Here is a 20,609-nt window from a genome sequence, read left to right on the forward strand (position 1 = left end):
CGCACGAAGGGGTACACCACCGTCGGTGTATTTCTTCGTGCGGCCTATTTTTGTGAGAAAGGAGATGCGTACAGGATGATTCACATCAATGGCAGCGAAATTGCCGCTGCAACCTTGCCGTTGCTGACGTATTTGCAGGAACGCGGCTTTCGGACCGACCGCATTGCCGTCGAACTGAACGGCGCCATTGTCAAGCGCGGCGATTATGCCGCAACGCTGCTGAAAGACGGCGATACGGCGGAGATCGTCCACTTCGTCGGCGGCGGCTGAAATACGAACAGGACCGGATCACTGCAATTTCACTACATTTTCAGCGAGGTGTTTACGATGACAGATGATAAACTCATTCTCGGCGGTCACGAATTTTCGTCCCGCTTCATTCTCGGTTCCGGCAAATATAGCGTCGACTTGATTCAAAGCGCCGTCGAAGCAGGCGGCGCCGAAATCATCACGATGGCGCTGCGCCGTGTCGAAGCCGGCCAAAAAGACAACATCATGGATTTCATTCCCAAAGGCATTACGCTCCTGCCGAACACGTCCGGCGCCCGTACGGCCGATGAAGCCGTACGCATTGCCCGCCTGTCCCAGGAAATCGGCTGCGGCGACTTCGTCAAGATAGAAATCATGACCGATTCCAAATATCTCTTGCCCGATAACGGAGAAACTGTTAAGGCAACGGAAATTCTCGCCAAAGAAGGCTTCATTGTCTTGCCTTATATGTATCCCGATCTCTACGCCGCCCGCGCGCTGGTAACTGCCGGCGCCGCCGCCGTTATGCCCCTGGCCGCCCCGATCGGCACGAACAAAGGCCTGGCGGCACGGGAATTCCTGCAGATCCTGATCAACGAGATCAGCCTGCCGGTCATCGTCGATGCCGGTATCGGCCGGCCGTCACAGGCCTGTGAAGCCATGGAAATGGGGGCGGCCGCCATCATGGCCAACACGGCCATCGCCACAGCCGGCGACTTGCCGCGCATGGCCCACGCGTTCAAACTGGCGGTCGAAGCCGGCCGTGCCGCATACCTTTCCGGATTGGGACGCGTTCGGGACAAAGCCGTCGCATCCGATCCGCTTACCGGTTTTTTAGGCGATTGAGGAGGCTGAACTATGGCAGAAAAACGAATTGACCACATGCATTACTTACCGGACATGGATATCCTCGATTCGGATATGCTCGAACAGGTTTTAACGTACCACGCCGCCTTCTGCGACGAAGATTACGACAGCGCCGATGTGACGGCCGCCCTCGCCAAACCCCACCTGGAACCGCGCGACTTCATGGCCCTCTTATCGAAAGCGGCGCTACCCCATTTGGAGGAAATGGCCTGCAAAGCCCGGGCCGTCACACGCCGCCACTTCGGCAATTCCGTCAATCTCTTCACGCCGATCTATTTCGCCAATTATTGCGAAAATTACTGCATTTACTGCGGTTTCAATTCTCATAATAAGATTCAGCGCGCCCGCCTGACGGACGACGAACTGCACAGGGAATGTCGGAACATCGCCGTCTCGGGACTGGAAGAAGTCCTCATGCTCACCGGCGAAAGCCGTCATATGTCGGACGTCGCCTATATCGGCAATGCCATCCGGATCGCCCGTCAGTATTTCCGCGTCGTCGGCGTCGAAATCTATCCCGTAAACGTCGATGAATACCGGTTTCTCCATGAATGCGGCGCAGATTACGTCACCGTTTTCCAGGAAACGTACAACGCCGATAAGTATGAAACACTGCATCTGGCAGGACACAAACGGATCTTCCCTTACCGCTTCTACGCGCAGGAGCGAGCCATTCTCGGCGGCATGCGCGGCGTCGGCTTCGCCGCTCTCCTCGGTCTCGACGATTACCAAAAAGACGCCGTAGCGACGGGCATGCACGCCTGGCTCATGCAGCGCAAATATCCGCACGCCGAAATCTCCCTCTCCTGCCCGCGTCTGCGGCCGATCATCAACAACGATAAGATCAATCCGAAAGATGTCGACGAACGGCGTCTCGTCCAGATCATCTGCGCCTACCGACTCTTCCTGCCCTTCGCTTCGATTACCGTATCGAGCCGCGAGAACGCCCATTTCCGCAACAATATCATCAAAATTGCCGCCAATAAGGTCTCTGCCGGCGTTTGTGTCGGCATTGGCGGCCATCTGGAAGAGTCGGGCCAAGAAAAGGGCGACGAACAATTTGAAATCAGCGACAACCGCTCCTTCGACGAAATGTACGCAGCCGTAAAAGCGGCCGGCATGCAGCCCGTCACAAGTGAATATATCTATGTATAAGCCATGAAAATCAAACTGAACGGAAAAGAAACGGTAACGGCGGCCGGCCATCTCTACGGACTGCCGCATCCCGCTCACGCCGTCATCATCCTGAACGGTTACGGCATGTCGGCAGACGCGCCCCTTGCCGACGGCGATGAAGTATACATCATTTCCAAAGACGAATTACCGCCGCAGGACGCGCTGGAACGAATGCTTTGCGCCCGTCACACGCCGCAGGTCTATGAAAAGGTCAAAGCCGCGACCGTCGCCATTGCCGGCCTCGGCGGTCTCGGCTCCAACGTCGCCGTCTATCTGGCCCGATGCGGCATCGGCGGACTGCATCTCGTCGACTTTGATACTGTCGACGTCAGCAATCTGAACCGCCAATCCTATTTCATCCGTGATCTGGGAGAAAAAAAGACCTTCGCGCTGGCCCGGCAATTAAGAGAAATCAACCCCTTTCTGAAGATCCGCACGGATAACGTGAAAGTTACGGCGGAAAACGCCGGTTCTCTCTTTGCCGACGACCCCCTGATCTGCGAAGCCTTTGACGGCGCCGAGGCCAAGGCCATGCTCGTCAATACGATGCTGACCGAGTGCCCCGACAAATACATCGTCGCCGCTTCCGGCATGGCCGGCTACGGTGACAGCAATGCCATCAAGACGAGAAAAGTCACGGACAGACTCTACGTCTGCGGCGACGGCAGCCATGCCGCCCGGCCCGGCCGCGGTCTGATGGCGCCGCGCGTCGCGATCTGTGCGGCCCACGAGGCCAACATGATCCTGAAAATTCTCGTCGACTTACGTTAGCTTTCTCCTCCCGCCATATTCTATCTGTTCTATTGCAGCAGAACAGGTAGAATATGGCATTTGTTTTCAAGCGTACATCATAGAAGATAAGGGCTGCATATAGGACGCTGAAAGGCGCTTTTCATTGACGATTTACCAATAATAATGTATATTACTGTTAGTAATGTATTCGTCGAGTTTAATCTCTTTTGTTTATTCCTAGATACTATCAGGTGATTCCATGGGTAAAATTATTGCAATAACCAATCGCCTTCTTTCACGCCGTGATTTTTGGGATCAGATCGAACTGATCGCCGCTTCCCCGGTCGACACCATCGTACTGCGGGAAAAGACACTGTCCGAAGAAGACTATTTTGATTACGCAAAAAAAACGCTGCAGATCTGTAACGTTCACCAAACGCAATGTATTCTCCATACCTTCGGAAAAGCGGCGGTCCGTCTCCACGTTCCCCGTTTTCAGTGTTCCTTGGAATACTTGGAGACCCACTCCTCCATCCGCTACTACATGTCCACGCTGGGAGTATCGGTACACACGGCGGCAGAAGCGCGCAAAGCCGAGCTTCTCGGCGCGACGTACATCGTTGCCAGCCACGTGTTCCCGACGAGCTGCAAGCCCGATGATCCGCCGATCGGCGTTTCCACATTGCGGGACATTTGCGGCGCCGTCTCTCTTCCCGTCTACGCACTGGGCGGAATCACGCCGCAGACGGTACACGAACTGGAAGACGTCCCTACTGCCGGCATCGTCGTCATGTCCGGTCTCATGCAGTGTGACGACGCCAATGCCTACGTCGCCGAATTGAAGAAATGAGGCATCCCCATGAGCATACTCTATGTCATCATCGATATGCAAAATGATTTCGTCACCGGTCCCCTCGGCACGGCGGAAGCCAAAGCTGTCGCCCCGAAAATCGCCGCCAAGATTCAAGACCTGAAACGAAGCGGCGCCAGTGATTACGATATCCTCTTTACCAAAGACACGCACGATGAAGATTACCTGTTCACCCAGGAAGGCCGGAAACTGCCGGTACCGCACTGTATCCGCAACACGCCGGGCTGGAACATTTGCCGGGAACTGCTGCCTTACTCGCTCTTTGCCACGATCCTGCAAAAACCGACCTTCGGCTGCACCGATCTGGTCGGCGAAGCGGCCCCCTATGACGAAATTACCGTAATGGGCGTCTGTACCGACATCTGCGTTATTTCCAACGCGCTCCTGCTCAAAGCCTTCTATCCGGAAAAGAAAATCAGCGTCGACAGCTCCTGCTGCGCCGGTTCCTCGCCGGAAGACCATGAACGGGCCCTGCAATCAATGGTAGCGTGCCATATCGATATTATCTGACGCGACTGTGCGTCAGTCCATAAAAGCCTCGACGGCAACAACTGAATGGTTGTTGCCGTCGAGGCTTTTTCTTTTCAACGATGATGGCCCGTCTATGACCGCTAGTTTTTCAATGTATCCAGCCGTTGCAAAATGGTCTGCATTTGCGCCTTCATGGTCTGCATTTCTTCACGCTGCGAAGCGACGACTTGCTTCAGTTCCGCAATCTGCCTGTCCTGGTCCGCAATGACGCCGTGCAGTGCCGCGCCGGAATAACCGGCATAAGGATTGTGGCTGCCGAACTTAAGACTGACGCCGGCATTGAGCATATTTTCACCGCCGCCGAAACTGCCGCCGACAGAAATCATCGTCGTACCATTCGGCCGATAGAAAGCGCCGACCGCCAGTGCGTTGGCGCCCCGATAATTGCCGTAGCCGGCAGAAAAATCCCATTTATCGTCGGGATCGAAATTCTGCGGATGCAACGCCGCCAACGCTGCCGCTCCAGCGCCGACACGATTGACCCGGCTCCCGAGTTCATGAACCGCCGGCAGTAAATTGGCGCCTGCATGATTTGCCACCTCATCAAGCTGCGCTTTGGTCACCGCATCATCTGCATTCACGCCTCTTCCGACATTGCTGATCGCCTTTCCGCCTGCATCAATACCGTTCTTCGTAATGGCGACAGCGTTCCCGTCGCTGCCTTTGACGGAGATCCCTTCTTTCCCGATCACCGTGCCGCCTGCAGCCAAACTGTCTACCTTCAGGTTCTTGCCGAGACTGATCAGCATATCGCCGCCATCATTTACGGCCGTGGATATGTTCGCGTCAGCCCCTTTTATCGTCATGACACTGTTCAACGATTTCGCCGCTTCACCGCTATCGCCCTTAAACCGTAAGCCGTCGGCGAGCGTCGCTACCTGCTGTTCAGCGCCTTTCGGGTCCTTGTAAAGAATGCGGGTCGCCCTTTCGCCGACCTTGCCGTTTACGTCGGCAGCGCCTGATCCCGTCCGGATATCCGTCAGGCCGTCTTTGCCGTTCAGACCGATGTGCCCTTCAGCTCCGTCTTTGCCTAAGGAAATGGTGTTTTTCAGATCAAAGATCACCGTCGCTTTTCCCTCTGCATCTTTTGTGACTGTTGCCGTCGTGTTTTCTCCATCGACAAATTTTACCTGTCCGCCTTTGGCGACCGTCGTCACTTTGTCCGCGCCGTTACCGAAAATGTCCCAAGCACTGGCATTATTGATCTGGCTTTCCGTCACACCCAGTTTGGTTTTCCACGAAGCCACATTATCATCGGTCAGATTGCTTGCGTCCACCTTGGCAAAGGTATCGCTCAACGTGTTCGTAATTCCCGCCTTATTTAAAGAATACGAAACCTTCGTCCCGTTCAGCGACGCCTTGATATTATCGTCGCCGGCGAACTCCAGCGTCGGCGACGCCGTGCCGTTGAGAGCCAAGTTGGCCGTCGCGCCGCCGCTCTTTACGTTAAAGCCTTGCGCCAATTGGGCATCGTACTTCGTATCCAGCGCTTGCAGCTGCGCCACATTGACGGCATCCGTAGCCTCGCTGCCGGCTGCCACGCCGATAATCTGACGGGTTGTATCGGTGCTCGCACTGCCGACGGCAATGGCGTTGGCAGTCGAATGCCAGGCGCTGCCATCGCCTGCCACGGCCGGGGCCCAGCCGGTCGCGCCGGAAGACCGATCCGCGACAGACGCCGCGCCTAAGGCAACAGTATCCGTCGTATTGACAAGGGCGCCTTTACCGATTGCAGCCGATCCCTCCCCCCCGTGACACCGTACCGCCTAAGGCGGCCATGGAATTATCGGCCGCCGCCTGACTGCCGCCGCCTAATGCGACACTGCTTGCACCGGACGCCGTGGACATCGCGCCGGCGGAAAAAGCAAATTTCCCGGAAGAAGTCGTTTTATATCCGAGCGCAGTCGACGCCGTACCTAAGGCTTTAGCCATATACCCGTAGGCAAAGGAGAGCCATCCCTTCGTACTGTTTTGTATTGCCGCCTTTCCTTCCGGCGTCGTGACGTCAAAGGCACTGAGATCTCCGGCCTGTGACATATACCCGCCGGCAAAGGAATATGACGCGGCCGATACGTTATTGCGGCCCATAGCGATCCCGCCATAGGACCACACCGTATTCTGATAGCCAGACGTAAGGGCCGAATACCCGTTCACCGTATTGAGTACACCCACGGCCAGCGAATTCTGTCCATCTATCTGATTATTCGTGCCGATGGAAGCCGAGCGGTCTGCCACCAACGTCGTGCCCGTAGGCGTATCATCAGCCCCTACAACCAAATAGCCATGGCTTCGCAAGCCCACCTCTGCCGTAACGTGTCCCATGTCAATCTTGGTGACAGGTAAGCCGCCCGCTGCGATATTATCCCGTAGAACCAGCCACCCATTGATGGTTACATTATCAAAAACAGCATCTATCGCCAGACCAGTTCCGCCAAACGCCACACTGCTCAGTGCCGCGACAGCAGCTATCCGGCCCGCTCGCCGCCTGCCGGATAAGCGCCGTCCGGCTCCTTGTCTGCCATCACGCCCCGCCATTTCGGAAACGACGACGTACCTGTTTTTGAGCTTACTCCAAATCACCTTAAATATCCGATTCAACATGCTCTTTCCCCTTTCATCCCGTCTCACGCGCCTAATTGTAGACACATTCCGTCATAAATATATCTTCCTGCTCTGCAAAAAGCAAGGTATATGACAAAATAATATCAACGGCAGCGGCAGTATACCGCCGCCTCACAACGGAACCGTTCCGAAGATGCAATGGTCTCGTAGCCTGCCTGATAGAGGAAAAGGCGCACTGCCGCAAAAAAAGCACCGGGGACAAAGTCCCCGATGCCCAAAGGCGGTATCGTCAGGTCACGTCAGCCGCTGCACATGCCGGCGGCGGATCAGGTGTTTTCGGAAACGACCGTATTCAATCGTCATCAGCACCCCCGTAACGGTCCAACTGACAGGATATGCGAGAATCAAGGTAAAATAGGTCGGTTCCCAAGCGAAAATCGTATAAATCCAGGTGATACGGACGCCGCAGACGCCGATCATCGTCAGCACGGCCGGCGGCAGAGAATAGCCGTAGCCGCGCATAATCCCGGCAAAGACGTCGATGAAGATCTGAATAAATTCCAAGGTGAGAACCCATTTGATCCGCATGATCGTCAGCTCCGCCACCTGCGGATCGGAGTTGAACAGGCCGACGAGAGGACGGGAAAAGAAATACACCGTGCCGCAAACGGCCAGCGTAAACAAAATATCCAGGGCCAGCGCCCAGGTCATGATATCCATGCAGCGGCGCAGTTTTCCGGCGCCGAAATTCTGACTGATAAACGTCGTACTCGCCTGCGCGAAGGAAACGATGATACAGTATACGGCCATCTCGATCGTAATACCGATGCTGCATGCCGCCATGACATCCGGCCCCAGACTGTTTACGGCCTCCTGAATCAGAATATTGGAAAGGCAAAAGACCATACCCTGCAGCGCTGCGGGCCAGCCGATCTGGACGATGTCCTGCAGCAGCGCTTTTTGTATGCCCAGTTTTTTCCACTCCAATCGGATACTGCTGTCATCTCGAAGCAGACAGATAAACAGGATGCCTGCCGACAGGGCCATCGCCAAAACCGTCGCCCAGGCCACGCCGGCAACGCCGTCGGCAAAGATCGTGACGAAAAGGAAATTCAGCACGCCGTTGACGGCAACGGAAACCAGCAAAGCCGCCAGCGGCGACTGCGTATTACCGCGGCTGCGAAAGATGGCCGCTTCAAAATTGTAAAGACTGATAAACGGCAGGGACAGCAGATAAATGCGCAAATACGTTTCCGCCATAGGCCGGACCTCACCGGGAACGGCCAAGAGCGTCAGCACGGGCGTCGTGATCAGCTGGCCGATGAGCATGAGGACAAAACCGGCGGCAACAGCCAGAAGCCACGACGTATGCACGGCCTGACGGACGAGGTCCGGTCGCCGGCCGCCGAGATGACGGGCGATCACGACGTTGCTGCCGAGAGCCAAGCCGATAAAGAGATTGACGAGCAGGGCGATGAGCGCCAAGTTATTGCCGACAGCGGCAACGGCCTCTTTTCCGACGAACTGCCCCAACACAGCCACATCGGCAACGTTAAAGAGCTGTTCCAACAATGCCGTCAACGCCAGCGGCAGCGCAAAGAGGATCAGCTTATCCCAAATGCTGCCGTGAAGCATATCCGTTTTTTGTGAACGTACATACATATAAAACAGCTCCTATCATCTTCGCATGCTTTTACTTGTCCAGCGCCGGCGCCAGGAATTCGGCCAGTTCCTTGCCCGTCATGGCGCCAATGCGGACAGCCACGATGCGACCGCCTTTGGCAATCAAAAGGGACAGGGGAACGGCGTCGACGTGATAGTCCCGATTCAACTGTTCTCCGGCGGCGTAATAAGCGGGCATCGTAAAATTCTTCCGTTCCAGAAAAGCGGCGGCATCGTCCGACTTCGCATCAATGGCAACAGCGGCAAAATGAACGTCCTTGCCGTATGTTTCATAAGCCCTTTCGATATCCGGCAGCTCCCGCACGCAAGGCGGGCACCACGAGGCCCAAAAGTTCAGGTACACAGGCTTATCCTGATAAAGCGTCGCCAGCTGCACAGCCTGCCCGCCGAAAGACGTCAGCGCGAGATCCGGCGCCGTCATTCCCGCCTTCAGCGACAACTGCTGTTCGACGGTGTTTCCGTCAGACCGCGCCGCCGTTTCCGCACCGCCGCAACCGGCAAAGACAAGGGCGCAGCAAAGCAGCAGGCCGATCAAGAATCCTTGTTTGAACATAGAGAACAATCCTCCTTCAGAGAGAATGGAAAGGGTCGTTTAAAGGCAATCGCTCCGGACGGACAAACGCGGCGGCAGGCGCCGCAGGAAATACACTCCCTGTCGCCGGCGCGGCGCACATCCATCGGACAACGGCGCGCACAAGCGCCGCAGTGCGTACATGCCGTCTCCTTGACGGCAATACCGAACAACGCCGTCTTGTTGAAAAAGCCGTAAAAGGCGCCAAGGGGGCAGAAAAAACGGCAAAACGGACGGTAAACCGGCACTGCCGCCAACAACAACAGCGCCAATAGCAAAAACTTCCCTGCCGTCAACCAGCCGGCGGCGGCACGCAGCCGTTCACTGACGGCCAAAAGAGGCACCGCCGCCTCCAGCGTCCCGGCCGGGCAAAGATATTTGCAGAAAGCCGGTTCGCCAATGCCGGTAAGGCCAAACAGCAAGAGCGGTACGGCTGCCACGAAAGCCGCCATTCCGTATTTTCCGTACGTCAGCCGTCGCAGACGCGGCGATTTGCGCAGCTTTTTGCCCGGCAACCGATACAAAAGCTCCTGCACAAACCCGAACGGGCAAAACCAGCCGCAGATAAAGCGGCCGCAAAGCAGCGCAGCGAGAAGCAGCGTGCCGACGACGTAGAACGGAATACGCAGGACCACGCCGCTGCAAGCGCTTTGCAGGGCGCCGACGGGACAGGCGCCCAAAGCACCGGGGCAGGAATAGCAATTCAGGCCGGGCAGGCAGAACGATTTCAAGGGGCCGGGATAAACGCTTCCCTGCAGGAAACCGTCCCAATTTCCGTTCGTCACGGCGGACCAGAGGCCCTGCACGGCAGTTCGCTTATCCAAGGCCGATACACTCCAGACAGACAGTGGCGGCCTTCTGCCATACCGCCGTCATCTCGCCGCGGCTGATACCGGCGGCAAGACACGCCAGCGCCGCCATGAACAGCCCAATCCGTATTCCCTTCATACCGACTCGTCTCCTCTCCGTCGTTTTTCCATCATTATACCATGCGTGCTCATTGACCGCGAAGAGCAAAACTGCCCAGATGCTTCTGCAAGAAGGCAATGATCCGTTCCGTGATCTGCGGCTGGTACCAGTGGGTCGAGCGATGACCGGCATGAGGGACAGCGTAATACGTTGCTGCCACACCGTTGCGCCGCAGCGCCTCGTAAAGCAAGGCCGTCTGACTCGGTGATACGAGACGGTCGTCTGTGCCGTGCATAAGCAGAAATGGCGGCGTTTGCGACGAAATATATGTCAGCGGGTTCGCTGCTGCAGCGGCAGCCGCCGTCGAACTGAGCGCCGCGCCGCTGTGCCGGGCAAACGTAATGCCGTTAACATACAGAGACTGCGCCGACAATTCTCTATCGTGTTGCGCCCTGATAGCAGGACTGTAATCGGCGTCAATCCGTGTCAAGTCCGATAAACCGTATAAATCGACGACAGCCTGGACGTCACTCTTCTGATCGAGATCATCACCGTTATCAAACAGCGTCGTTCCATTGGATGCTCCGGCCAGCGCCGCCAGATACCCGCCTGCCGAATCCCCCATCAGGGCAATGCGCGCCGAATCGATATGAAAGGCGGCGGCATGAGCCCGCAAATACCGCACGGCCGCCTTGACATCGCTAACTCCTTCTGCATACGTCCCTGTCGGAATTAGGCGATAATCAATGGCCGCCACAACAAATCCGGCGGCGGCAATAGCTAGTCGCTGCTGCAAAAAATGACTTCTGTCCGCTTCCATGAAGCCGCCACCGGGGATAAAGACAACAGCAGGCAACGGTATTTCCACCTGCGGCAACAAGATATCCATGGACAAACGGTATCGCGGGAACGACGTCCCATGTCGATACAACAGGGGCCCGTCAAAAATAACCGGCAACATCGACAGCGTTACGTTCAGTTCCTCTTTCCGCCAGGTTCCTTTCATTTCCACCATTACCTATCCTCCTTCAATAGAGACGTATCCGCATCACATCCGTTACCGGAAAACGCGCCACCGTATCTGTCACAACACGTGACTGATAATGCTTGAAAACACTGCGGATCGTATCCGGCCCGTCCCGTCAAAAGGCGGAATGACCAATGTCATTCCGTCTTTTCTCCTTCCCGGGAAGCAAAATACGTATGGCTGACTCGCCAGCGTTCATAGGACACATAGACGATGAGCAGGAAGAGTCCGAAAGTGACGCAGGTCAGAACAATCCACAGCAGACTGCGCCAAAAAAGTTCCCACCCTGTACCATCAAAGAAAAGCTGTCGTCCCTGAATAAAGGTGTGGCGGTTTCGCCAACGTAGATACGCGGCCCAGACCCACGGCGTGGCGATACCGAAGGTGACGGCGCCGGCAACTGTCAGCAGCAGCATATACCCGGCGCAGGCCAGATAGGTGCCGGTAAATGTCGACTCCGGTCCGGCCGGAACGTCCGGCGCCGCGCCGGAAACGGTTTCACCGCATTGAGGACAAAAGCGGCTGTCATCGCGCATTTCCGCGCCGCAATGTTTGCAAATCATCGTGTAACCCTCCTGTCGTTTCCAATACGTCAATGCCTTACCGTTCCCGCCGACGCGGCGGGAGTCCGATAAATCATCTTTACTATACTATACCAGATAGTGCCGGCGCTAGGAAAGGGAATAGCGCGGCGCCGCTTCACCTGTCCGCCTGTCCCCGTCACCGTTTCTCCTTCCCGCCGCCCGGACTTTGCAGTACAATAATTGTTAAGGAGGGATTCCATATGGAAACAATTACGTTATATAATGGCGTCGTCATGCCCCTTGTCGGCTTGGGAACGTTTAAGATCGACGACGCGGCGGCAGGCGAAGCGAATATTATCGACGCCATTCACTGCGGTTACCGCCTGCTCGACACGGCGCAGGCTTACGGCAACGAAGAAATCGTCGGCAAGGCCGTCAAGCGCAGCGGCGTCGATCGGCATGAGTTGTTTTTGACGACAAAAATCTGGTACCGTTCTTTTGAATCGCCGGACTGCGAAAAAAGTGTCGAAGCTTCTCTGCGAAAGCTCGGCACCGATTACCTCGATCTGCTCTTGCTCCATTGGCCTTACGGCAATATATACAATGCGTGGCGCACGCTGGAAAAACTTTATCAGGCAGGCACGGTCCGCGCCATCGGCGTGTCAAATTTCATGGAAAGCCAGCTGCTGGATCTGTTGGAATTCAACGATGTCGCTCCGGCAGTGGATCAGGTGGAGACACATCTGCGCTGCCAATATCCGTCGCTCCACGCGCTGCTGCGGGAACGCGGCATTGCGCACCAGGCCTATTCACCCTTCGGCCGATTTAAGGACCCGACGATGTTCACGGCTCCCGCGATCACGGCTATAAGTGAAAAGTACGGCAAGACGCCGCAGCAGATCGCGCTCCGGTTCTTCACGCAAGACGGGATTTCCGTCGTCCCCAAGTCGATGCGCCGTGAGCGGCTGTTGGCGAACAAAGACCTTTTCGACATTTCTTTAACTGACGAAGAAATGACTGCGCTGCGGCAAATGAACAGCGACCTGTATCTCATCGGCAACAGTCAGGACGGCGCTTTTACGAAAGCCTTTTTCGCCCGCTGATTTTCATTTACTTCCGCAACAAAGATACGTATAATAATACATATACATTACGAAAAGGAGACGATATCCATGAAAATTGTATTGCTCGAATCTCTCGGAATCACGCAAGAGTTACTCGATTCGTATGTCCAGGCGTTGACGGCGGGCGGTCATGAGTTTACCGCTTATGAACGAACTGACGACATAGCCGTGCAAATCGAGGAAGCCAAGGACGCCGACATCCTGATGATCGCCAACATGCCGTTAAAAGCGGATGTCATCAACGCCTGCCCGAATCTGAAATACATCAACGTCGCTTTCACCGGCGTCGACCACGTGGCGCTTGACGCCGCCAAAGCCAGAGGCATCAAGGTCAGCAACGCTTCCGGTTATTCTACCGTCGCCGTTGCCGAGCTGACGCTGGCCATGATCCTTGATCTGCTCCGTTATGTGCCGCAAGTCGAAGCAGCCTGCCGCGCCGGCGGCACCAAAGCCGGCTTCATCGGCAGTGAGCTGGAAGGCAAGACAGTCGGCATCATCGGTACCGGCGCCATCGGCACAAAAGTCGCCGAGCTCGTGCACGCCTTCGGCGCCAAGGTTATCGCCTATAACGGTTTCTCCAACAAGGCGGATACGGATCTGATCAAATACATGCCGCTGAAAGACATGCTCTCCCAGTCCGACATCGTTTCTCTCCACTGCCCCGTAACGGATAAATCCCGCGGCCTGATCAACGCCGAAACGATCGGCTGCATGAAACCGACGGCGTTTCTCGTCAACGAAGCCCGCGGTCCCGTCGTCGATTCCCAGGCTTTAGCGGACGCCTTGAACAGCGGCAAAATCGCCGGCGCCGGCATCGACGTTTTTGAAACGGAACCGCCCTTGGATACAAACCATCCGCTGCTCCACGCCAAAAATACGATCGTCACGCCGCACGTCGCTTTCGCCACGAAGGAATCCATGGAAAAACGCGCCGTAATTGTCTTCGATAATATTCATACCTTCCTGGCCGGTAAACAGCAGAACGTCATTTTATAACCTTACAACGAAACGAGCCTATCGAAACAGCTTTTTAAAATCGATTCCGGATGGCCGGAATCGATTTTTTTTGATGGAAAAAGCGGGCGAATCACCGCCGGCCGGACTGCGCCGCGTCGAAAAGGGCGCACAATCGCAGCTGCGCAAAACCGCCATATTTTTAATACAAAGACTACCTTTCCGATAAAAAACATGTACAATATAGGAAAAGAGGTGATGATGATGATCGAAACAGCTGCCAATCCCCCTATACCGTCTGCAATGTTTTTTGCAGCCATGGATACCGTCACGGAAGGCGTCGTGATCATTGATACGGATTCCCGCATTATCTACGTGAACGACGCCTATACCAAGATTCTTCGCGTAAAAAAAGAACAGGTCCAATGCAAACGGATGGCGGAGATAGAACCGGACGCCCTCATTTTACATACGCTGAAAGACTATCAGCCGCGGCTACACCAATGCGTCGAAATAAAATCACGCGGAAAAAAAGTAACCGTCAATATTACGCCTGTTTTTCAGGAAAACAAATTTATCGGCGCCGTTTCCGTATTTAAAGATATTACCGATATTTCTCTCGCCCGTCAGGAATTGATTACGACGCGTAATCTCAGTCAGTCCATTTTCAAATCGGCTGCCGGCGAAAACAGTAAGCTGCCGGCGGCCTATTCCTATATTATCGGACAGGACCCGCAGTTCATACGTTGCTTGAAAATGGCTGAAATCGTGGCCCCCACGGATGCAACGGTATTAATTGAAGGCGAAAGCGGCGCCGGAAAGGAAGTTTTTGTAAATGCCGTCCGCGTTTGCAGCGGCGGTCGCAAACAGCCATTCATCAGCATGAACTGCTCCGCCATTCCCGACACGCTCATTGAGAGCGAGCTGTTCGGTTATACATCCGGCTCGTTCACCGGCGCTATTAAGGGCGGTAAAGCAGGAAAATTTGAACTGGCAAACGGCGGTACCATCTTCCTCGATGAAATCGGAGAAATGCCTTTATTTATGCAATCCAAACTCCTAAGAGTACTCCAGTCCGGAGAAATCCAAAAAATCGGTTCCGATAAGATTCAAAAGGTCGACGTCCGCGTCATTGCCGCCACCAACCGCAACCTGCAAAAAATGGTTGAAGCCGGAACGTTCCGGGAAGATTTGTATTTCCGACTGAACACATTTAAAATCGTCATTCCTCCGCTGCGAAAGCGCGGCAACGATATCCTGCTTTTAGCGAATTTCTTTCTGAAAAAATTCGCCGATAAATATCATAAAAAACTCTCCCTTTCGTCAGATACCTGCCAGGTCTTGCGAAGCGGTTCCTGGTTCGGCAACGTCCGTCAATTGGAAAGCTGCATTGAATATGCCGTTATCGTATGCACGGAAACGGAAATACAGCCCCGCCATTTGCCGGAAGAGTTTCATCGTATAGATACGGTAAGCGGCGCCGCTACTTCCGAAAAAAAGCGGTCTCCCGTTCGCCTGCAGGGCCAGCTGAAAGACGAAATCAGAGACGTGGAAAAAGAAAAAATTCTTCAGGCATTGCAACAAACAAAGGGAAATAAAACGAAAGCCATGGCCTTACTCGGCATCAGCCGCAGAACCTTTTATAAAAAAATAAAAATGTACGGAATTTCACAATGATAATATACAAAGTAAACAAAGCTGTTTACTTTGTATATTATTCCCACTGTTGTATACACCTTTAAAGTATACAACAGTGTTTTTTATTTATTGTTTTCATTCTCTTTAACTGTATTAAAATCGCTTCATTAAGCCGTTTTTATCTTTTACATCAATATTGGTACGATAATTTCTTATGCTCTGTTGTATCACATTGCTTGTAAAACAAGTAAATGATCGTATTCACAAATTGTATTCAGAAAAGAGGTCAATACGTATGAAAACAATCCGAATAGGCGGCGGCCAAGGGTTCTGGGGCGACTTGAGCGACGCTCCTATTGCCATGGCTAAGCAGGACAACCTGGACTACATCTGCTGTGATTACCTGGCAGAATTGACATTATCCATTATGCGGCGCCAACAAGAAAAACGGCCTGAAGCCGGTTATGCCCGCGACTTCATCAAAGCGCTCGAAGGCATGCTTCCGTATATTGCCGAAAAAGGAACGAAAGTCATCACCAATGCCGGCGGTATGAATGTAAAAGCCTGTGTCGAAAAAGTAAAAGAAGTCATTAAAAACGGAAATTACCACTTAAAAGTCGGCTACGTTCTCGGCGACGATGTCCGCGAACTTATCCCCGAACTGCGGGCCAAGGGGATTACGATGAAGCATATGGATACGGGCGAAGATATTGACCGCATTCTCCCGAACATGGTAAACGCCAACGTATATTACGGCGTAGAACCAATCGTCAAATGCCTGCAAGACGGCGCCGACATCATCATTCTCGGCAGATCGACGGACACCGCCATGTTTGAAGCGCCGCTCATCCATGAATTCGGCTGGAACCTCGACGACTGGACAGCCAAAGCCACCGGCATTCTGGCGGGCCATCTGTGCGAATGCGGAGCCCAGGCCACAGGCGGCAATTACGATTACGACTGGGAACACGTACCGAGTCCGGAAAATCTGGGCTATCCCATTGCAGAAGTCAGCGAAAAGGGCAGCCTCGTCCTGACAAAAACAAAAAACACGGGCGGTCTCGTTACTCCGCAGTCGGTAAAAGAACAACTCATGTATGAAATTCACGACCCGTCTCAATATATCACGCCCGACGTCATCGCCGATTTCAGTCGCATTACCCTGGAAGAAATCGAAAAAGACCACGTTGCCGTCAAAGGCGTAACCGGCACCCCGGCTCCCGACACCTTGAAGCTGTGCGTCGGCTATCTGGAAGGATACCGTAATGTGGCCTACCTGCCGTATTCCTGGCCCCGCGCACTCGACAAAGCGAAACTGGCCGCAGATATCCTTGACAAACGGTTGGCCATGAAAAACGCCCAGATCGTCCGTAAAAACATCAGCTACCTTGGCGTCAACGCCTTACACGGCCCGCTCGCGCCGGAACTCAACGCAGACCTGAACGAAGTCGTTCTCCGGTATGCCATTATGACGGAAACCAAAGCGGAAGGATTAAAATTGACGCCGGAAGTTGCCGCCGTCAGCAATTTAAACGGCCCTGCACAAGGTTGCTTCTTCGGCGGCCGTACTCGCCCGAGCGAAGTATTTGCTCTCTGGCCCACATTGATTCCTCGTGACGTGATTACATTAACCACTTATGTTGAGGAGGTTTAAAATAATGAAAGTACAATTAAAAGATATTGCCCATGGACGCTGCGGAGATAAAAGCGATACGTCAAACATCTGCATCTACGCCCGCAAACCGGAATATTATGCAGCAATGGAACAACAATTGACGGCCGATCGCGTCCGCCGCCATTTTGAAGGACTGGTATTCGGCGATGTCACGCGATACGAATTGCCCCAACTCGACGGCTTTAACTTCGTCATGCACCATGCTCTGGACGGCGGCGCCACTCGCTCACTGCGTCTCGACACGTTGGGCAAGTGCATGGAAGCCGCATTGCTTCGCATGGAAATTGAACTTGATACCTAATTAAACTACGAACATTACAGCCCACAGAAAGGATGAATTTATCATGAAAACAAATCAATATTCCGGATTCCATAAACTTACATTAGAAAAAAGAGCACAAGAAGTTGCTGAATTTGCAAGCTTATCTTCAGAAGAACTCGACCGTATTGTAAAACCGGGCGCATTACCGAATGAAGTTGCCGATCATTGTATCGAAAATGTAATTGGCACTTACCAATTGCCGATGGGTATCGCTATGAATTTTGTTATTGACGGGCAGGAAAAAGTTATTCCCATGGTTGTAGAAGAAGCCTCTATTGTTGCCGCCGCATCCAATGCCGCAAAAATGGCACGAAGCAGAGGCGGTTTCCATACCAGTTATACAGGTAATATTATGATTGCACAGGTCCAGGTCGTGGATATCTCTAATCCCTATTTCGCCTGCCAGGAAATATTACACCATAAAGAAGAAATCCTTTCTATTGCAAATAAAAAAGATCCTGTACTCGTCAAAATTACCGGAGGTGCTAAAGATATCAACGTCCGTGTCGTTGATTCAATTATTGGCCCAATGGTTGTCGTTCATTTGATTGTCGATACCGGAGATGCAATGGGAGCTAACGCGGTAAACACGATGGCCGAAGCCGTAGCACCGCTTATTGAACAGATAACCGGAGGCACTGTAAAACTCAGAATTCTTTCAAACCTGGCGATCTATCGACTGGCACGAGCAACGGCAACATTCGATAAAGAAGTTATCGGCGGAGAAGACGTTGTCAACGGTATAATAGCCGCATATGCATTCGCCGAGGCAGATCCATTTCGTGCAGCAACGAGTAATAAAGGGATAATGAATGGAATGGATCCGGTTGTCGTTGCTACAGGAAATGACTGGAGAGGAATGGAAGCGGCCGCACACTCGTACATGTATTATAAATACGGAAAATACACCTCCATGACCCGTTGGGAAAAAGATATAAACGGCAACTTGACAGGTTCTATTGAGCTACCGATGATGGTAGGATTAGTCGGCGGCGCCACCAAAATCCATCCCGGGACACAAGTTGCTATTAAAATACTGGGGGTAAAAACAGCGGAAGAACTTGCCCGCATTATCGCTGCTGTCGGATTGGCCCAAAATTTCGCAGCCATGCGAGCTTTGGCTACAGACGGAATTCAAAAGGGGCACATGAAACTTCATGCCCGAAACGTCGCTACCGTAGCAGGAGCAAAGGGAGACGTTCTTGAAAAAGTAGTAGCCCAGATGATTGCAGAAAAAAATATAAACGTTGAGTATGCGAAAGAGCTGATTACACAAATGACCTAAGGAGGTTATCCCGCTATGAGACAGGAACCATTAGCAGATATATGGGGAGACACTGTAAATCTGCACGATTTAAGTAAAGGGATCCTAATTGGAATTGCCATTAGCTTGAGTTGCTACTTGGGCGCAAGTTATCTCATAGGCATGCAGTTTCCTAACTTGGACAACAAATTGATTTCGGCCTATTCATTACTTTTCGGGATCGGCGGGTGTGTATTGTCAGCCGTCGTTTGTGCCAATTTGTTTAAGCCTAAACGATCATTAAACGAAGAAGAGTTTTCCGCAGAAGATCGTGATCGTGTTTTGCAAGAATTACAAATAGACCCTGCAAAAGAAAAGGACGAATTAAAATACGTAGATAAAAAAGTTTTACAAGAAATGAAAGATCTAAAGTTATATGAATTATTCGCAGGACAAAGCGCAACGAATGAAGCCAGTAATCAAATCGTTGAGGGAGGTGGAAAGTAATGGATGGGATTGTCTTTAATGATTTGATCTGGGCAGTTTTCATGGCATTGGCCGGAGGCATTATTTTTTCCGGAGTCGGCTTGATTTCCGGAACAGACGAAACTTCTACAATTGCTCCTTTAACTCTTTTGATTGTCCTTTTAGGAGTCCCTCCTGTTGCTGTTTTCTCGTGGTTTATGGGAGCTGCCATCTCCAAACACATGATTCATGCGATTCCAACGGCCCTCATGGGAGTACCTGGCGACACGATGGCAGTTCCGATGCTGGAAGATGCCGCAGTATTGAGAAAGCTCGGTGTCCCGCACATGGCTTTGCGTAAAATGATTTCCGGTGGTATTATTGCAGCATTTCTTGCATTACCGGTCAGTGTAGGATTTGCTTCTCTACTTGCACCATTTGCTGACATCGTCAAAAGTTGGGCTCCAGTTGTATTTACAATTGCCTCAATCATTATTGCCTACACCTCCGGCGGTAAATGGGCCAGCCTGTTTGTATTGCTGCCCTTCGCTTTTTTCGTCCAGGGCCTGAATAAAATGGCTATTGCCAGCATTGGTCACGGTGTATTTATCAGTATGTTCTTGGGAATCGCAATCGGTCCAATGTTTGCCGATCTGATAACGGTTCTTTCACCTGGATCACGCCATTTATTAAAAAGGGAGTCTGCCCGTGAATTTTGGCTCGCTCCGGAATTAAAAACGTGGAAGGGCTATTTTCCTAATCCCGTTAAGATACTTTCAAAACACCAACTTTTATATAATGCAATGACTGCCGGAGTCGCCGCTCTTACCTTTACGTTCAGTCCTGTCGGAATGACTGTCATGATGGGTGAGTTTGTCGGGACTCGCATCAAAGGCCTATATCAGCGAATGACTTCTACGTTAGCAGTAATGAATGGCACAACGGAAGCGACATACATTGCCGAAACGATTATTCCCCTGTTGGCGTTCGGAATTCCTCTCAGTCCCGTTGGACTGGGTCCAGCGGCCCCACTATTTAATGTGCCTCCCGTATTTACTGCCCAGCCTGTTCATAACTTGCACAACTATATGACTGCAGCGGACTTTCTGATTTTTGGTTATATTGGACTGATTGTTGCCTTTTTTGTTGCTTATCCGTTCTCTATGAACTATGCCCGAACGGCAAGCGCATGGGTATTAAAGCACGTCAGTCAAGAAGCGATTATCAGTATGTTTTCCGGCTTAATTGTAGTTATTTCTTACTTTGAAGCCGGGATCGTCGGCATTGCCATCGCCGTAACGATTGCCATTTTCGGCGGTATTCTGAATCGTTTCTTCGGCGTGCATACGGGCGTGCAATACATGGTATATTATGCATCACCATGGCTAATGTTAACACTATTGGGAATTAAATAAATACTCATTTTGTTGATGCCAGAACATTAAGTAATATAGCATCGCTGTCCATATTTACATGTATAAAAAAG

Annotated in this window: 23 protein-coding genes; 14 read left to right on the top strand and 9 right to left on the bottom strand. The window is 52.7% G+C overall.

The window, feature by feature from the left end; genetic code table 11:
• Window positions 1-75 precede the first annotated feature (75 nt).
• The 6 genes from thiS to HMPREF1250_RS06655 all read left to right on the top strand — a co-directional run bounded on the left by thiS (window position 76) and on the right by HMPREF1250_RS06655 (window position 4,405).
• Window positions 76-270, top strand: coding sequence for a sulfur carrier protein ThiS (gene thiS / locus HMPREF1250_RS06630; RefSeq protein WP_023053824.1), 195 nt, complete (start codon window positions 76-78; stop codon window positions 268-270).
• A 57-nt stretch (window positions 271-327) separates the two neighbouring features.
• The gene (locus HMPREF1250_RS06635) at window positions 328-1,095 is read left to right on the top strand and encodes a thiazole synthase (RefSeq protein ID WP_023053822.1); all 768 of its coding nucleotides are present in this window, start codon (window positions 328-330) and stop codon (window positions 1,093-1,095) included.
• A 12-nt stretch (window positions 1,096-1,107) separates the two neighbouring features.
• A complete protein-coding gene (thiH, locus tag HMPREF1250_RS06640; RefSeq protein WP_023053768.1) occupies window positions 1,108-2,271 on the top strand; it encodes a 2-iminoacetate synthase ThiH in 1,164 nt (387 codons plus the stop codon).
• 3 nt (window positions 2,272-2,274) lie between these two features.
• The gene (thiF, locus tag HMPREF1250_RS06645; RefSeq protein WP_023053859.1) at window positions 2,275-3,063 is read left to right on the top strand and encodes a thiamine biosynthesis protein ThiF; all 789 of its coding nucleotides are present in this window, start codon (window positions 2,275-2,277) and stop codon (window positions 3,061-3,063) included.
• A 220-nt stretch (window positions 3,064-3,283) separates the two neighbouring features.
• Window positions 3,284-3,874 (top strand): thiamine phosphate synthase, encoded by a 591-nt coding sequence (locus tag HMPREF1250_RS06650; protein ID WP_023053852.1) that lies wholly within the window; start codon window positions 3,284-3,286, stop codon window positions 3,872-3,874.
• Window positions 3,875-3,883: 9 nt separating this feature from the next.
• The gene (locus HMPREF1250_RS06655) at window positions 3,884-4,405 is read left to right on the top strand and encodes a cysteine hydrolase family protein (RefSeq protein WP_023053767.1); all 522 of its coding nucleotides are present in this window, start codon (window positions 3,884-3,886) and stop codon (window positions 4,403-4,405) included.
• A gap of 101 nt (window positions 4,406-4,506) precedes the next feature.
• On the opposite strand, the gene HMPREF1250_RS10955 is transcribed toward HMPREF1250_RS06655, so the two are convergent.
• From HMPREF1250_RS10955 to HMPREF1250_RS12180, 9 genes are all read right to left on the bottom strand, one after another.
• Window positions 4,507-6,057 carry a YadA-like family protein gene (locus tag HMPREF1250_RS10955; protein WP_023053836.1) on the bottom strand — a complete coding sequence of 517 codons (1,551 nt, stop codon included), beginning with the start codon at window positions 6,055-6,057 and terminating at the stop codon, window positions 4,507-4,509.
• Between the two features lie 91 nt (window positions 6,058-6,148).
• Window positions 6,149-7,027: an ESPR-type extended signal peptide-containing protein gene (locus HMPREF1250_RS06665; protein WP_023053778.1), complete on the bottom strand. Its 879-nt coding sequence runs from the start codon at window positions 7,025-7,027 to the stop codon at window positions 6,149-6,151.
• 255 nt (window positions 7,028-7,282) lie between these two features.
• Window positions 7,283-8,650, bottom strand: coding sequence for an MATE family efflux transporter (locus HMPREF1250_RS06675; protein ID WP_023053810.1), 1,368 nt, complete (start codon window positions 8,648-8,650; stop codon window positions 7,283-7,285).
• A 31-nt stretch (window positions 8,651-8,681) separates the two neighbouring features.
• Window positions 8,682-9,224, bottom strand: a complete 543-nt coding sequence (locus HMPREF1250_RS06680) for a TlpA family protein disulfide reductase (RefSeq protein ID WP_023053872.1) — start codon at window positions 9,222-9,224, stop codon at window positions 8,682-8,684.
• Window positions 9,203-10,066 carry a 4Fe-4S binding protein gene (locus HMPREF1250_RS06685; RefSeq protein ID WP_023053884.1) on the bottom strand — a complete coding sequence of 288 codons (864 nt, stop codon included), beginning with the start codon at window positions 10,064-10,066 and terminating at the stop codon, window positions 9,203-9,205. Before HMPREF1250_RS06685 ends, HMPREF1250_RS06680 begins: the two co-directional genes overlap by 22 nt.
• Window positions 10,059-10,190, bottom strand: a complete 132-nt coding sequence (locus tag HMPREF1250_RS12175; protein ID WP_023053850.1) for a CD1871A family CXXC motif-containing protein — start codon at window positions 10,188-10,190, stop codon at window positions 10,059-10,061. Before HMPREF1250_RS12175 ends, HMPREF1250_RS06685 begins: the two co-directional genes overlap by 8 nt.
• Window positions 10,191-10,239: 49 nt before the next feature.
• Complete coding sequence (locus tag HMPREF1250_RS06690; protein ID WP_023053772.1) at window positions 10,240-11,166, bottom strand: alpha/beta hydrolase; 927 nt, start codon at window positions 11,164-11,166, stop codon at window positions 10,240-10,242.
• Between the two features lie 149 nt (window positions 11,167-11,315).
• The gene (locus HMPREF1250_RS06695; RefSeq protein ID WP_023053845.1) at window positions 11,316-11,741 is read right to left on the bottom strand and encodes a DUF898 family protein; all 426 of its coding nucleotides are present in this window, start codon (window positions 11,739-11,741) and stop codon (window positions 11,316-11,318) included.
• 29 nt (window positions 11,742-11,770) lie between these two features.
• Complete coding sequence (locus HMPREF1250_RS12180) at window positions 11,771-11,902, bottom strand: hypothetical protein (RefSeq protein WP_023053832.1); 132 nt, start codon at window positions 11,900-11,902, stop codon at window positions 11,771-11,773.
• A 60-nt stretch (window positions 11,903-11,962) separates the two neighbouring features.
• On the opposite strand from HMPREF1250_RS12180, the gene HMPREF1250_RS06700 reads away from it, so the two are divergent.
• From HMPREF1250_RS06700 to HMPREF1250_RS06735, 8 genes are all read left to right on the top strand, one after another.
• On the top strand, window positions 11,963-12,805 hold the full coding sequence (locus HMPREF1250_RS06700) for an aldo/keto reductase (RefSeq protein WP_023053854.1): 843 nt from the start codon (window positions 11,963-11,965) through the stop codon (window positions 12,803-12,805).
• Between the two features lie 69 nt (window positions 12,806-12,874).
• Window positions 12,875-13,822 (top strand): 2-hydroxyacid dehydrogenase, encoded by a 948-nt coding sequence (locus HMPREF1250_RS06705; RefSeq protein ID WP_023053874.1) that lies wholly within the window; start codon window positions 12,875-12,877, stop codon window positions 13,820-13,822.
• Between the two features lie 216 nt (window positions 13,823-14,038).
• Window positions 14,039-15,457, top strand: a complete 1,419-nt coding sequence (locus tag HMPREF1250_RS06710; RefSeq protein WP_036242873.1) for a sigma-54 interaction domain-containing protein — start codon at window positions 14,039-14,041, stop codon at window positions 15,455-15,457.
• Between the two features lie 256 nt (window positions 15,458-15,713).
• The gene (locus HMPREF1250_RS06715) at window positions 15,714-17,072 is read left to right on the top strand and encodes an acyclic terpene utilization AtuA family protein (RefSeq protein WP_023053762.1); all 1,359 of its coding nucleotides are present in this window, start codon (window positions 15,714-15,716) and stop codon (window positions 17,070-17,072) included.
• A gap of 4 nt (window positions 17,073-17,076) precedes the next feature.
• On the top strand, window positions 17,077-17,394 hold the full coding sequence (locus tag HMPREF1250_RS06720) for a hypothetical protein (RefSeq protein ID WP_023053843.1): 318 nt from the start codon (window positions 17,077-17,079) through the stop codon (window positions 17,392-17,394).
• Between the two features lie 43 nt (window positions 17,395-17,437).
• Complete coding sequence (locus tag HMPREF1250_RS06725; protein WP_023053782.1) at window positions 17,438-18,700, top strand: hydroxymethylglutaryl-CoA reductase, degradative; 1,263 nt, start codon at window positions 17,438-17,440, stop codon at window positions 18,698-18,700.
• 15 nt (window positions 18,701-18,715) lie between these two features.
• Window positions 18,716-19,165, top strand: a complete 450-nt coding sequence (locus HMPREF1250_RS06730; RefSeq protein ID WP_051356079.1) for a hypothetical protein — start codon at window positions 18,716-18,718, stop codon at window positions 19,163-19,165.
• Complete coding sequence (locus HMPREF1250_RS06735) at window positions 19,165-20,538, top strand: tripartite tricarboxylate transporter permease (protein ID WP_023053802.1); 1,374 nt, start codon at window positions 19,165-19,167, stop codon at window positions 20,536-20,538. Before HMPREF1250_RS06730 ends, HMPREF1250_RS06735 begins: the two co-directional genes overlap by 1 nt.
• The last annotated feature ends 71 nt before the right edge of the window (window positions 20,539-20,609 follow it).

This window comes from Megasphaera vaginalis (ex Srinivasan et al. 2021) (genome assembly GCF_000478965.1).
GTDB lineage: Bacteria > Bacillota > Negativicutes > Veillonellales > Megasphaeraceae > Megasphaera > Megasphaera vaginalis.